The organism is Streptomyces sp. NPDC054842 (assembly GCF_053611025.1).
The window spans coordinates 174,781-188,463 of record NZ_JBSGZN010000001.1 but is presented as its reverse complement, the minus strand read 5'-3'; the positions used below and the strand labels follow the sequence as shown (position 1 = coordinate 188,463).

Below are 13,683 nucleotides of genomic sequence, written 5' to 3'. Positions count from 1 at the left end.
GGCGGAGCCGCGCGGGGCAAGGCGGAAGGCCCGGCACCATCGGTGCCGGGCCCTCATCCGTTCAGCCGTCGCTCACGGGACGAGCACGGACTCCTTCTTCGTCCCGGGCGTCCGGGGCTTCTTCTGCGTCCCGGGCTTGTCGGACGCTCCGGTCTCCTCGTCCGCGCCCTCCACATGCTGCGCGGGCCGCTTCGGCAGCGCGAACATCAGCAGGAAGATGACCCCCATCACCGCGGCGACCCAGCCCAGCGCGTGCTGGAAGCCGTTCACGAAGGCCGGCCCGGTCTCGGCGGGAGCCAGCCGGTCGCTCATCGTGCCGAAGAACACCACGGACACCAGGCCCAGACCGAGCGCGTTGCCCATCTGCTGCACGGTGTTGATCAGACCCGACGCCGAGCCGGAGTGCTCGCGCGGGACCTCCGACAGCACCGCGTCCGTCAGAGGCGCCACGATGAACCCCATCCCGGCACCCATCACCACCAGCGGAAGCGCCATCTGCCAGGAGGCGATGGAGGCGCCGTAGCGGTCGGACTCCCAGATGTAGAGCAGCACGCCGAGCGCCATGATCAGCGCGCCCGCCTGGAGCACCTTGCGCCCGAAGCGCGGCACCAGGAGCTGCACCGACATCCCGGCCGCGGCCGACACCGCGATGGAGAACGGCACCCCGGTCAGACCCGCCCGCAGCGCGCTCCAGCCCAGCCCGACCTGCATGTACAGCGTCCACACCAGGAAGAAGATGCCGAGGCCGACCCCGAAGACGGTCTGCACCGCGATACCCGCGGCGAAGCTCTTCACCCGGAACAGCGACAGCTCGACCAGCGGCGAACCGTCCTGCCGCGCCTTGCGCCTCTCGTACGCCACCAGCGCCGCGAAGACGACACCCGCGCCCGCCATCGAGGCGTACCCCCACAGCGGCCAGCCCAGCTCACGGCCGCGGGTCAGCGGGTAGAGCAGCATCAGCAGGCCCAGCGTCACCAGCGCGACGCCGACCAGGTCGAGCTTGAGCGCCCGCGGCGCCTTGGACTCGGTGATGAATCTGCGGCCCAGGATCAGCCCGGCCACGCCGACCGGCAGGTTGATGAGGAAGATCGGCCGCCACTCCAGCCCGAACAGGTTCCACTCGGTGAGCAGCGCGCCGAGCAGCGGACCGGACACCGCGCCGAGTCCCACGACCGCGCCGAACAGCCCGAACACCTTGCCCCGCTCGTGCGCCGGGAAGGTCGCGTGCACGATCGACAGCACCTGCGGCACCATCAGCGCGGCCATCGCCCCTTGCAGGATCCGCGAGGCGACGAGCATCTCCGGGTTGGCGGCGAAGCCGCACAGCGCCGACGCCAGCGTGAAACCGCCGATGCCGATCAGGAAGAGGCGCTTGCGGCCGTGGATGTCGCCGAGCCGCCCGCCGGTGATCAGCCCCGCGGCGAACGCCAGCGCGTAGCCCGCGGTGATCCACTGGATCTGGCTGAACGACGCGCCCGCGTCCCGCTGTATGGAGGGGATCGCGATGTTCACGATCGTGACGTCGACCAGGTCCATGAAGGCGGCGGTCATCACGATGGCGAGCGCGAACCAGCGCCGCCGGTCGGCCGCGGCGGCCGTACTGCTGGGAGGGGTCTCGGTGGAGGTCATACGGACACGCTAGGACCGCATTAGGTCAGATCGTGTCCTAGATCTGCGGCAGGCTGGAGACCCACCGGCCAGGACCGAGGAGACACCATGACGACCGACACCCCGGCGCGCCTGCTCCAGCTCCTCTCGCTCCTGCAGACCCCGCGCGAATGGCCCGGCGGCGAGCTCTCCGACCGGCTCGGGGTGTCCCGCCGTACCGTCCGCCGGGACATCGACCGGCTGCGCGAGCTCGGCTATCCGGTGCAGGCGACCAAGGGCGCCGACGGCGGGTACCGGCTGGTGGCGGGCAAGGCGATGCCGCCGCTCGTGCTCGACGACGAGGAGGCCGTCGCCATCGCGGTCGGCCTGCGCGCCGGTGCCGGGCACGCCGTCGAGGGCCTGGACGAGGCCTCCGTGCGCGCCCTCGCCAAGCTGGAGCAGGTGCTGCCGTCGCGGCTGCGGCACCGCGTGTCCACGCTCCAGGCGGCCACCACCCCGCTGACCAGCGGTGACGGCGCCAGTATCGCGCCGGAGACGCTGACCGTGATGGCCTCGACGGTCGCGGGCCGCGAGCGGCTGAGGTTCGCCTACCGCTCCGGGGACGGGACGCCCTCGCGGCGCCTGACCGAGCCGTACCGGCTCGTCTCGACCGGCCGCCGCTGGTACCTCGTCGCCTACGACCTCGACCGCGAGGACTGGCGCACCTTCCGCGTCGACCGGGTCGCCGAACCGTTCGCCACCGGGGCGCGGTTCACTCCCCGGGAACTGCCGACGGGCAGCGCGGCCGAGTATCTGCGGCAGTCCATGTTCCGGCGGCAGGAGACGTACGCCTTCGACGTCACCTTCGCGGCGCCGGCCGAGTTCGTCGCGGCCCGTCTGCCCGCCTGGCTGGGCGCGCCCGAACCGCTCGACGACCGCAGCTGCCGACTGCGTGCCGCCGCGGGCGACTCCGTGGAGTGGCTGGCGGTGCGGCTGGCGATGGTCGACTGCGAGTTCACCGTGCGGGAGCCGGCGGAACTGATCGGCTACCTGCGGGATCTGGGCACCCGCCTGACCCGGGCGGCGGGCGGCCCCCAGAACGAGGGCCTCCGCACCTCTCCTGACGAGGGCCTCGGAACGACCGCCTGACGAGGGCCGGGACCTCAGATCCGTACGGCGCTCCAGGGGAAGTCGTCCAGGGTCGCGAGGTTGCGCAGGGCGAGCGCGGGGGGTCCCGTCGGACCGTCCGGCGGGTCCTCACCGGCGGCCCACGCCTCGACGGCCACCCGCACGGCGGCACTGGCGACGGCCGCGGCCAGCCGCAGATCGGCGGGCATTCCCGAGGTGGTGCCCGGGGTCGCGGGGACCCCGGCGACGGCGGACTCACCGCTGGCGGCGGACTTCGCGGAGCCGGGCGACGTCGGGGACGCGGTGGCGGCAGGCTCCTCGGCGCCCGGCATGGGAGCCGACCCGCCGACGGCGGACTCCGCGGCGTCCGGAGTGGTTGGCCACGCGGCGCCCGGCGCGGGAGCCGGCCCGGTGGCGGTGGGCTCCCCGGCGTCCGGGGTCGTGGCCGGCCTGGGCGGTGCGAGGCGTGCCGCCAGTACCTCCGCGAGTGTGCGTTCCGCGGTCTGGCAGGCCTCGCCCCAGACCCGGCGCAGGGCGGGACTGCCGTCGGCCAGCCGGAGCAGGGTGCGCACCCACTCCAGCGACTCGGCCCTGACCCCGACGCCCGCAGTCAGGGTGCCGGTGACCGCGTGGCGCAGGGCCTCGGGGACGCCGAGTTCCGCGGGGGCGTCCCGGACGGCCTCCGCCCACTTCTGCGCGCCCGCGGCGAAGAGCGGGCCGAGGGCCTCCTCCTTGGTCGCGAAGTACCGGTAGAACGTGCGCGGCGCGACCCCCGCGGCGCGGGCGATGTCCTCGGCCCGGGTGGCGCGAAGACCGTGCGTGACGAACAGCCCGGCCGCCGCCCGTGCGATGTCCATCCGGGTAGCCGCTTTCCGCCGCTCGGTGAGCGAGGGCGCCGCCTCGGAAGGGACACGCGGGGCGCGCTGCCCGGGGGCCGGCCGGGTGCGCCCGGCGGCTGCGCGGGGACCGCCGTCGGCGGGAACGGGGAGAGCGCCGAGGCGAGAGGTACCGGTCACGGCAGGCAGGTTATGCCGCTGTGGCACAATCTGCCATTCCGGGTCACCCCGGGGTTCAGGTTCGGGGTGGCCCGGAGACGTGCCCGTCCGGACGGGCCCCGCGCAGGTCGCGGGCGTGCACCGGCCGGCGCCGCTCGCGGGCGCGCACAAAGAGCCGAGCCCCGGCGCCAGGGGGGGGAGGCGCCGGGGCTCGGCCCGGGTGAGTCCCGGCGCCGGGGGGGAGTGCGTCGGGACTCGGCTTGTGGGTGGTGGACGAGCCGCGCCGCGGCTCGTGCCCGGGGACCCGGGCCGCACGACCCGGGCCCGATGTCCGGGCCCTGAGGTCTTGTGCCCCGCCTCCGCCCTTTTGAAGCGGCCTTACCTGGCCATGTACGCCGGATGGGCGCGTTTCGTCACGCTGCGGCGTCGAAACCGGTGTCGCGAGCCAGCTTCTTCAGCTCCATGAGCGCGTGCTTCTCGATCTGCCGGATCCGCTCACGGGTCAGTCCGTGCTCCTTGCCGACCTCCGTCAGCGTGCGCTCCCGGCCGTCCTCGATGCCGTAGCGCATCTTGATGATGGAGGCCGTGCGCTGGTCGAGACGGCCTATGAGGTCGTCCAGTTCCTCGCTGCGCAGCAGGGTGAGGACGGACTGCTCCGGCGAGACCGCCGAGGTGTCCTCGAGCAGGTCGCCGAACTGGGTCTCGCCCGCGTCGTCCACCGCCATGTTCAGCGAGACCGGGTCGCGTGCCCAGTCCAGGACGTCGATGACCCGCTCCGGGTTCGAGCCGAGCTCGGCGGCGATCTCGGTGGGCTCCGGGTCGCGGCCGTGCTCGCGGTTGAACTCGCGCTGCACACGGCGGATGCGGCCCAGCTCCTCGACCAGGTGGACGGGGAGGCGGATCGTGCGGGACTGGTCCGCGATGGAGCGCGTGATCGCCTGGCGGATCCACCAGGTGGCGTACGTCGAGAACTTGAAGCCCTTGCGGTAGTCGAACTTCTCGACGGCGCGGACCAGGCCCGCGTTGCCCTCCTGGATCAGGTCGAGCAGGGGGAGGCCACTGCGCGGGTAGCGCCGGGCCACGGCGACGACCAGCCGGAGGTTCGAGCGGATGAAGACGTCCTTGGCCCGCTCGGCGGCGGCGACGAGCGCCTCCAGCTCCTCACGGGTCGCGTCCGCCTTGGCGTCGTCGACCTCTCCCTCGAGGATCTGCTGCGCGAACACGCCGGCTTCGATGGTCTGGGACAGCTCGACTTCCTTGGCGGCGTCGAGCAGCGGTGTACGCGCGATCTCGTCGAGATACATGCCGACCAGGTCGCGATCGGCGATCTCGCCGCCTGCGGCGCGAACACTGCTTGCCGCGTCGGTCTCGCCGGCGGCGGACTTACGACGGGCGACGGCACGGGTTGCCATGCGTGCTCCCTTGCGGTGGTGGGCTGGCGGTCGTCCTGGACACTGGATTCACCCTCCCGGGTGCCCTGCATCCGATGGAAACAACGACTGGAATCCGGACAGAATTCCCAAGCCGACCCCTTCTTTTTGTGATCATGCAGTACCCTGTCCGGCCACATGGGGAGGGCGGATGAGTACGGAACTCACAGAGGTGCAGGTCAGAACAGGAGTCGAGGCTGACCTCGGTGCTCTCACCGACCTCTACAACCACTACGTGCGGACGACACCGATCACGTTCGACACGGTTCCCTTCACCCCGGAGGAGCGCCGCCCGTGGCTGCTCTCCCACCCGGAAGACGGCCCGCACCGCCTGATGGTTGCCCAGGCGGCCGGCTCACAGCGGATTCTGGGGTACGCCACCTCCGGTCCCTTCCGCCCCAAGCCCGCGTACGCCACGTCGGTGGAGGTGACGGTCTACGTCGCCCCCGGCGCCGGCGGCCGCGGAATCGGCACTCTGCTCTACAACGCCCTGTTCGAGTCCCTCGCCGGCGAGGATCTACACCGGGCGTACGCCGGTATCGCCCAGCCCAACGAGGCGTCCGCGCGACTGCACGAACGCTTCGGCTTCCGGCACGTGGGCACGTACCGCGAGGTCGGCCGGAAGTTCGGGGGCTACTGGGACGTGGCCTGGTACGAGAAGGAGCTGTGACGCGGCGGGCGGCGCAGGGGTGGGCCGGGTCCGCCGGGGAGCCTTGACCGCGCGGCCGCCGCAGGGGGCCGGGTCCGCCGGGAGCCACGACCGCCCGGTCGGCCCGTACAGCCGAGCCGGAGGCCCGTGACCGGGCGGCCGGCGCGGGGGTCAGCCGATCTGGAGTGAGCGCTTGGCGAGTCCCAGCCAGAAGCCGTCGATCACCGTGCGCTGCGAGGCCAGCTCCTCGTGCGCCGCGCCCAGGGTGACGAACAGGGGCGCGAAGTGCTCGGTGCGGGGGTGGGCCAGCCGGCCCGCCGGGGCCTTGTTCTCGAAGTCGAGCAGGGCGTCCAGGTCCTGGGCGTCCAGGGCCCGCCGGCCCCAGTCGTCGAACTCGGCCATGACCGAGGAGACCCGGCCCTCCTGGCTGAGTGCCCGCAGGTTGTGGGTGAAGAAGCCCGAGCCCACGATCAGCACGCCCTCGTCGCGCAGCGGCGCCAGCCTGCGGCCGATCTCCATGAGCCGGACGGGGTCGAGCGTCGGCATGGAGATCTGGAGGACCGGGATGTCGGCGTCCGGGAACATCTCCACCAGCGGCACGTAGGCCCCGTGGTCGAGGCCGCGGTCCGGGATGTCCTGGACCGGCGTACCGGGGGCGCGCAGCAGCTTGCGCACCGACTCGGCCAGCTCGGGCGCGCCGGGGGCGTCGTACCGGACGCGGTAGTAGTGCTCCGGGAAGCCCCAGAAGTCGTACACCAGCGGCACCGTCTCCACCGCGCCGAGGGCGAGCGGGGCCTCCTCCCAGTGGGCGGAGACCATCAGGATCGCCTTGGGGCGCGGCAGGTCGGCGGACCAGGCGGCGAGCTGGCCGGGCCAGACGGGGTCGTCGGCGAGCGGCGGGGCGCCGTGGCTCAGGTAGAGCGCGGGCATGCGCTCGGGCGTGGGGCGCTCATCGGTGGTGGCGGACATGGCGGCGGCTCCCTGGCTGATGCTTGAACTTTAAAGCTCTGCATTCGAGACTACTCCGCACTTGTTTAAGCTTCAAGAAGGAGCCTCGTAGAGTGGAGGCATGAACACGGCACCCGCGGAAGAGCCGCGCTGGCTCAGTGACGAGGAACAGCGCATCTGGCGCGCGTACATGCACGCCACGACCCTGCTCGAGGACCACCTCGACCGTCAGCTCCAGCGTGACGCGGGCATGCCGCACATCTACTACGGCCTGCTCGTGCAGCTCGCCGAGGCGCCGCGCCGGCGGCTGCGGATGACCGAGCTGGCGATGAACGCGAAGATCACCCGGTCCCGGCTCTCGCACGCGGTCGCCCGGCTGGAGAAGAGCGGCTGGGTGCGGCGCGAGGACTGCCCCTCCGACAAGCGGGGGCAGTTCGCGGTGCTGACGGACGAGGGGCGCGAGGTGCTGGCCCGGACCGCGCCCGGCCATGTGAACGCCGTCCGCCAGGCCCTCTTCGACCGGCTGACCCCGGAGCAGCAGAAGTCCCTCGGCGACATCATGCGGATCGTCGCCGAGGGACTCCAGCCGCAGGACGCGGGCGCGGACCTGCCCTGGCTGCGCTAGGCCGCGAAGTCCCTCCCGCCCCGCGACGCCTGGGTGTCCGGACGCGGGTCCGCCCCGGTTCCGCTGAGCTCGGAACCGGGGCGGACCCCAGGACGCGTACGGGCGAGGCGTCCCCACCCCGCGCCCGTACACGGGGCATGACCGCCGGCCGGGTGTGGCGGCACCCGGCCGTACGGGGTGTCAGTGGGCGATGACCGGGACCTTGAACTCGTCCTCGACGCCCTCGCCCGCACCGTCGCCGGACACGGCCGTGATGTCCGGGCGGCCGGTGTTGATGAAGGTCGCGGCGATGGTCGCGGCGACCACGAGGATGCCGACGGCGAACCAGATCGCGTTGGTGTAGCCGTGCACCTGGCCCTGGAGCTGCACCAGCTGCTGCTGGGACTTCGAACCGGCGCCCGCGATGTGGTCCTTGATGTAGGAGGTCGTCGCCGACGCGGCGATCGTGTTCAGCAGGGCCGTACCGATCGCACCGCCCACCTGCTGCGAGGTGTTGACCATCGCGGAGGCGACACCGGCGTCACGCGGCTCGACGCCGTGCGTGGACAGCGACATGGCGGGCATGAACGCCGTACCCATGCCGAGGCCGAGCAGGATCATTCCAGGCAGGATCGTGCTGGAGTAGTTGGACCCGATCTCCAGCTGGGTCAGGACCAGCATGCCGAGCGCGGCGACCAGGAAGCCCGGAGCCATCAGGAAGCGCGGCGGGACCCGGGTCATCAGCCGGGTGCCGATCTGCGTCGAGCCCACCATCATGCCGCCGATCATCGGCAGGAAGGCGAAGCCGGTCTTGACCGGCGAGTAGCCCTTCACGATCTGCAGGTAGTAGGTCAGGAAGAGGAACAGGCCGAACATCGCGATGATCGCGAGACCCAGCGAGAGGTAGACGCCTCCGCGGTTGCGCTCGGTGATGACGCGCAGCGGCAGCAGCGGGGCCTTGACCCGGGACTCGGTGAAGACGAACGCGGCGAGCAGCACGGCCGCGGCCACGAACAGGCCGACGGTCACGGAGTCGCCCCAGCCCTCGGACTCGGCGCGGGTGAAGGCGTAGACCAGCGTGACCAGACCGAGGATGGACAGGATGACGCCGGGGATGTCGAGCGGCGAGCGGTTGCGGCCGCCGGCCGGCTCACGGATGACGTAGTACGCGCCCGCGGCGGCGATGATCGCGAACGGGATGTTCACGAAGAACGTCCAGCGCCAGTCGAGGTACTCGGTCAGGACACCGCCGAGGATGAAGCCCACGGCGCCGCCGCCACCGGCGATGGCGCCGTAGATGCCGAACGCCTTGGCGCGCTCCTTGGGCTCCGTGAACATCACGGCGAGCAGGGAGAGCGCGGCGGGCGCGAGCAGTGCGCCGAACGCGCCCTGGAGGGCACGGGCGCCGAGCATCATCGCCTCGTTCGTGGCGGCGCCGCCGAGGGCGGACGCGCCGGCGAAACCGATCAGGCCGGCGACGAAGGTGCGCTTGCGGCCCCACAGGTCGGCGATGCGCCCGCCGAACAGCAGCAGACCGCCGAAGGCCAGGGCGTAGGCCGTGATGACCCACTGCCGGTTGCCGTCCGAGATCCCCAGGTCCTGCTGGGCGGAGGGCAGCGCGATGTTCACGATGGTGGCGTCGAGGACGACCATCAGCTGGGCCAGCGCGATGAAGCTGAGCGCCTTCCAGCGGTTGGAATGGGCGTCGGCCAGATCCGCCTTGGCGGTGGCCGGGACTGTTTCAGACATGGGGGTACCCACTTCGGTACTTCGCAGCGAAAAAGGAATGGGTCGGCTAAGAAGAGGTCGGGGCGTCGCCGGTGACGGCCCGGGGTGTCGTCAGGAGAGTCGGCTCGTCGACGGTGACGGCCGGAAGAGTGGTGTGAGGAGTGACCGGCGCCGGGCGCCGGACTCATCGGTCAGGCGCGTCGCAGATCCTCCACGGTCGCGGCCACCCCGGGCAGTTCGGAGCGGGCCGGCGCCCGCATACCGTCCAGGAACAGCTGCAGATGGCGGTGCACGAACCGGTCGATGCCCTGGCACGCGGTGCCGGGCAACGGCCGGGTGAGCTGGGTCAGGGCGATCATCATGTCGCCGAACTCGACGTCGGGACGCAGCTTTCCGGCCTTGCGAGCGCGCTCCATGAGCTGCTCGACCAGTTCCGTGAAGCGGTCCCTGGCGGCGACCAGGTCCGGGTGTTCCTGGTCGAAGCCCTTGGAGAGCATGGGGCACAGGGCGCCGATGCGCTCGTCGGCGGCGGCGTGCACGAAGCGGCTCAGTGCCTCGAACGCGTCACCGTCCCCGGCGAGTGCGGTCTCGATCTGTTCCGAGGTGCGGTCCATGACCGAGCAGACGACCTCGCGCACCAGTGCGTCGCGGTCGGGAAAGTTGCGGTACACCGTGGCGTTGCCGACGCCGGCCCTGCGGGCGATCTCGTCGAACGGCACTTCCGGGCCGAACTCGACGAACATCTCCCGGGCGGCGCCGACGATCCGCTCCCGGTTGCGCAGGGCATCGGCACGCGGCCGGGTCGCTCGGCGCTGCGTGGGGGTGGCGGTCTCCACGGCGTACTCCTCCAGTAGGTCGGTGCTCCGGATGGACTCCGGAGGTGCTGCTCGCCCGGATGACTCCGGGTGGTGCTGTCCCGGCGGCTGCCGGGTGTGAACCGGGTGATGCTGTCCCGGCGGCTGCCGGGGTGGTGCTCTCCGGACGACTCCGGGCCGGGGTGCCGGCTCCGGAAGGGCTTCCGGGTCTCGCGTGTCCTTCGCGGCGGGTTCCGTCGCGGTCCGGGTACCCGGCGCGGCGGTGATCCGACGCCCCTCCGGGTGCCCGGGGCGATCCGGGGAAGACCTCCCCGTTTCGCTTGGACACACAGCTAAACGGGGAAACGATCCCCGGTTATTTCCCCGACCTCCTGTGACCTGCGTCACACCACCTACGGGTCGGAAACCCACGTTCGGGCTCCTCCAACGAGCGGCCCCGCACCCCGCGACCGAGGCTGGCCGAAGGGTGCAGCCGGAGACCGGCGGCTGCCGGGGAGCGAAGGGGCCCATGCATGCAGCCGACCCGCCGCCGGATACGCCCGCGCCGTGTGGCCGCCTTCGCCTCGGTGACCGCCCTGACGCTCGCGGTCAGCACCTCCGCCGGCACCGGGCACCTCACGGCGGGCTCGACCGCGTCGGGCTCCATCGCGCTGGCCCGCTCCACGGCGCTCGGCCCCTGCATGATCACCGGCGCCGCGGGCGTCCAGATGTCGGAGGGCATCCCCACCCCGGCCGGCTACGCCCGCTCCACCGGCACCGTCCGCGCCCTCAACCTCATGGTCGACTTCTCCGACGCGCCCGGCCAGGGCAGCGCGCTCGACCGGCTGGCGGAGTTCTTCCCCAAGACCCGGGAGTGGTTCCGCACCAGCTCGTACGGCCGCCTGGACTACCGCCCCGAGGCGCCCGTCCGGGACTGGCTGCGGATGCCGAGATCCTTCAAGGACTACGGCATAGAACGCGGCGCCCCCTTCGACCCGGGCTACCGCGACCTGGTCCAGGACATCGTCGCCGTCGCCGACCCCAAGGTGGACTTCCGCGCGTACGACATCCTGAACGTCCTGGTCACCCCGAACGCGGGCCCCTCCGCCCTGGACACCGTCCTGTCGGTGACCTTCGCGGGCAACACCGAGGCCCCCGTCGCCGACGGCGTCCCCGTCGCCAACGCGTCCTTCGTCTACAGCCGCCAGGACGACGGCTCCGGCTCCTACGGCGACACCGGCTACCGCGTCCTGCCCCACGAGAACGGCCACACCTTCGGCCTGCCCGACCTCTACACCCAGGACGGCGGCGGCGCGGTCGGCCACTGGGACATCATGAGCGAGGACTGGGGCGCCGACAACGACCTCCTCGGCTGGCACAAGTGGAAGCTGGGCTGGCTCGAAGAGTCCCAGGTCCGCTGCGCCGCGACGCCCGGCACCAGCGAGTACACCCTCACCCCGCTCGCCAGGGCCGGCGGCACCAAGCTGGTCGTCGTCCCACTGAGCGCGAAGACCGGGTACGCGCTGGAGCTGCGTACCCGCGCGGGCAACGACGAGACCGTCTGCCGCCCCGGCATCCTCATCTACAAGGTCGACGCCGACGTGGACACCGGCAACGGCCCCGTCAACGTCTTCGACTCCCAGCGCGACAGCGGCGGCTGCACCCGCAGCCCCAACGTCCACGCCGAACTCTCCGACGCCCCCTTCACCCCCGGCGAGTCCTTCCAGGACCCGAAGACGGGCGTCCGGATCACGGTCGCGGGGGCGGACGTGGCGGGAGACCACCGGGTGTACGTGACGCGGCGATGAGGGGGGACGGCGGCCGTGGGGACGGCGACCGGCGGCGGCCGTACGCGGCTCCGACGGCGCCGCGGGTGCCGGTGCGGCCGCCCGGGCGGGCGGGACGGTGCCGCAGGTGGCGGCGCCGAGGCCGGCCGGACGTCCTCGACCTGCTGGGGCGGCCGGGCAGGCATTACGGTGTCTCATCCGAGATCCGCAACGGAGAGCTTCCATGCCATCGAACGTCTCGCCGGCACTCGACATCCCCGTACCCGCCGAAGCCGTCGCCCCCCTGATGCGCGGCATCGCCGTACTGCGGCGGCTGACCGATGCCGACGGCACGTCCAGCCTCAGCGGCCTGGAACGGGCCACCGGGCTCGCCCGTTCCACCGTCGACCGGATCACGGCCACCCTCGCGCGCATGGGATACGTACGCCTCGACGGCCGTGACGCCGTCCTCGCACCCCGCCTCATGGAGCTCGGCAACGCCTACCTCGCCGCGCTGCGCCTGCCCCGCCTGCTCGGCGCGCACGCCGACGCGCTCGCCGACGAACTCGACGAGTCGGTGTCGCTGGCCGTCGCCGACCTCGACGGCATCCGGTTCATCCACCAGGCCACCCGCCGCCGCGCGATGTCCCTCAGCTTCCGCATCGGCGACCTGCTCCCGGTGGAGCGCACCGCGCCGGGGCCGCTCTTCGCCACCGAGTGGGGCCCCGCGGAATGGGCGCACTGGCACGCCCGCCGGGCCGCCGACCCGGAGGACCGCGGCTTCCCCGCGGTACCGGCCAGGAGCCGCCCGATCGACGGGACCGAGGACCGCGACGCCGCCGCCCACGGGACGGGACCGGCGTCCGCCGACGCCCCGGTGGACGCCGGCGCCCCGCCCCGGCGCGAACCCGCCCTCGGCGACGACTTCGAACGGCGTACGGCGGCGGCCCGGGAGTCCGGCTGGTCCCTGGACGACCAGCTCATCGAACAGGGCCTGGTCGCCCTCTCCGTGCCGGTGTGCGATCCGGGCTCCGGCCGCATCGCCTGTGTCGTCAGCGTGGTCAGCCACACCAGCCGGCACACCGCCGCGGACCTCCGGGACACCCTGCTGCCCCGCCTGCGGACCGCCGTGCGGGCGATGGAACAGGAACTGCGGCACACCCCGCCCGCCGGGCCGGCCCCCCGCACCGGGCTCGCCACCTGGACGGGGGCGTCCAAGCAGGAGCTGGGCCGCGACTTCATCGAGTCGCTGGCCCGCGGGCTGACGGTCTTCACGGCGTTCGGGGAGGGCCGCGCGGAACTGACGCTCTCCGAGGTCGCCCAGGCCACGGGACTCGCCCGGGCCACGGCCCGCCGCGCCCTCATCACCCTGGAGCACCTCGGTTACGTCACCGCGCGCGACCGCTTCTTCGGGCTGACCCCGCGCGTCCTGGGCCTCGGTTATCCGCCGCTGTCCCGGCTGTCCCTTCCCCAGATCGCGACGCCGCACCTCACCGCCCTGTCCCAGCGCCTCCAGGACTCGGCGTCGCTGGCGATCCTGGCGGGCGACGACATCCAGTACACGGCACGGGTCGCCACCCGCCGCGTGATGAGCGTCAACGTCACCGTCGGCACCCGGCTGCCCGCGTACGCCACCTCGCTGGGCCGGGCGATGCTGGCGGACCTCCCGGACCCCGAGCTCCCGGAGACGGCCCGCCTGACCCCGCACACGATCACCGACCCCGCACACCTGCGAGCGGCCCTGGACCGCGTACGCGCGGAGGGGTACGCCCTGGTCGACGAGGAACTGGAGGAGGGCCTGCGCTCGATCGCCGTACCGGTGCGCGACGGCGAGGGCCGGGTCGTGGCCGCCGTGAACGTCGCGATGCACAGCAGCCGCCGCACGGTGGAGCAGTGCGTGACGAAGGTGCTCCCCGAGCTCCACGCGGCGGCGACGCGCATCGAGACGGACCTGCGGGTGGCGGGAAGATTCCGGCAGGTCCCCGGCACGTGAGACTCCGGGCTCCGAGCGCTCGTTACCGACGGTTCCGTCGGTTTCGGGGGCGGGGTTGCGG

The 13,683-nt window shown here is 72.5% G+C and carries 11 protein-coding genes; 5 read left to right on the top strand and 6 right to left on the bottom strand.

Annotated features, from left to right (window positions below; translation table 11 throughout):
- Positions 1-72 precede the first annotated feature (72 nt).
- The gene (locus tag ACWGIS_RS00790) at positions 73-1,629 is read right to left on the bottom strand and encodes an MFS transporter (protein WP_453360248.1); all 1,557 of its coding nucleotides are present in this window, start codon (positions 1,627-1,629) and stop codon (positions 73-75) included.
- An 87-nt stretch (positions 1,630-1,716) separates the two neighbouring features.
- Between ACWGIS_RS00790 and ACWGIS_RS00785 the strand changes: the two genes are divergently transcribed.
- On the top strand, positions 1,717-2,736 hold the full coding sequence (locus ACWGIS_RS00785) for a helix-turn-helix transcriptional regulator (RefSeq protein WP_453360247.1): 1,020 nt from the start codon (positions 1,717-1,719) through the stop codon (positions 2,734-2,736).
- 14 nt (positions 2,737-2,750) lie between these two features.
- On the opposite strand, the gene ACWGIS_RS00780 is transcribed toward ACWGIS_RS00785, so the two are convergent.
- Both ACWGIS_RS00780 and ACWGIS_RS00775 read right to left on the bottom strand, forming a co-directional pair.
- Positions 2,751-3,572: a TetR/AcrR family transcriptional regulator gene (locus ACWGIS_RS00780; RefSeq protein WP_453360246.1), complete on the bottom strand. Its 822-nt coding sequence runs from the start codon at positions 3,570-3,572 to the stop codon at positions 2,751-2,753.
- A gap of 551 nt (positions 3,573-4,123) precedes the next feature.
- Positions 4,124-5,122 carry a sigma-70 family RNA polymerase sigma factor gene (locus ACWGIS_RS00775; RefSeq protein ID WP_453360245.1) on the bottom strand — a complete coding sequence of 333 codons (999 nt, stop codon included), beginning with the start codon at positions 5,120-5,122 and terminating at the stop codon, positions 4,124-4,126.
- 169 nt (positions 5,123-5,291) lie between these two features.
- On the opposite strand from ACWGIS_RS00775, the gene ACWGIS_RS00770 reads away from it, so the two are divergent.
- Positions 5,292-5,810 carry an N-acetyltransferase family protein gene (locus tag ACWGIS_RS00770; protein WP_453360244.1) on the top strand — a complete coding sequence of 173 codons (519 nt, stop codon included), beginning with the start codon at positions 5,292-5,294 and terminating at the stop codon, positions 5,808-5,810.
- Positions 5,811-5,960: 150 nt separating this feature from the next.
- Here the strand turns inward: ACWGIS_RS00770 and ACWGIS_RS00765 are convergent, their stop codons facing one another.
- Positions 5,961-6,758 carry a dioxygenase family protein gene (locus tag ACWGIS_RS00765; protein ID WP_453360243.1) on the bottom strand — a complete coding sequence of 266 codons (798 nt, stop codon included), beginning with the start codon at positions 6,756-6,758 and terminating at the stop codon, positions 5,961-5,963.
- Between the two features lie 100 nt (positions 6,759-6,858).
- On the opposite strand from ACWGIS_RS00765, the gene ACWGIS_RS00760 reads away from it, so the two are divergent.
- Complete coding sequence (locus ACWGIS_RS00760; RefSeq protein WP_453360242.1) at positions 6,859-7,362, top strand: MarR family winged helix-turn-helix transcriptional regulator; 504 nt, start codon at positions 6,859-6,861, stop codon at positions 7,360-7,362.
- A 180-nt stretch (positions 7,363-7,542) separates the two neighbouring features.
- Here the strand turns inward: ACWGIS_RS00760 and ACWGIS_RS00755 are convergent, their stop codons facing one another.
- Together ACWGIS_RS00755 and ACWGIS_RS00750 are read right to left on the bottom strand one after the other, a co-directional pair.
- Positions 7,543-9,090 (bottom strand): MFS transporter, encoded by a 1,548-nt coding sequence (locus tag ACWGIS_RS00755; RefSeq protein WP_453360241.1) that lies wholly within the window; start codon positions 9,088-9,090, stop codon positions 7,543-7,545.
- A 170-nt stretch (positions 9,091-9,260) separates the two neighbouring features.
- Entirely contained in the window at positions 9,261-9,905 is a 645-nt protein-coding gene (locus ACWGIS_RS00750; RefSeq protein WP_453360240.1) for a TetR/AcrR family transcriptional regulator, read from the bottom strand.
- 491 nt (positions 9,906-10,396) lie between these two features.
- Here ACWGIS_RS00750 and ACWGIS_RS00745 point away from each other — a divergent pair, with 491 nt between their 5' ends.
- Entirely contained in the window at positions 10,397-11,671 is a 1,275-nt protein-coding gene (locus tag ACWGIS_RS00745; protein ID WP_453360239.1) for a M6 family metalloprotease domain-containing protein, read from the top strand.
- 202 nt (positions 11,672-11,873) lie between these two features.
- Positions 11,874-13,622: an IclR family transcriptional regulator domain-containing protein gene (locus tag ACWGIS_RS00740; RefSeq protein ID WP_453360238.1), complete on the top strand. Its 1,749-nt coding sequence runs from the start codon at positions 11,874-11,876 to the stop codon at positions 13,620-13,622.
- Positions 13,623-13,683: the final 61 nt, after the last annotated feature.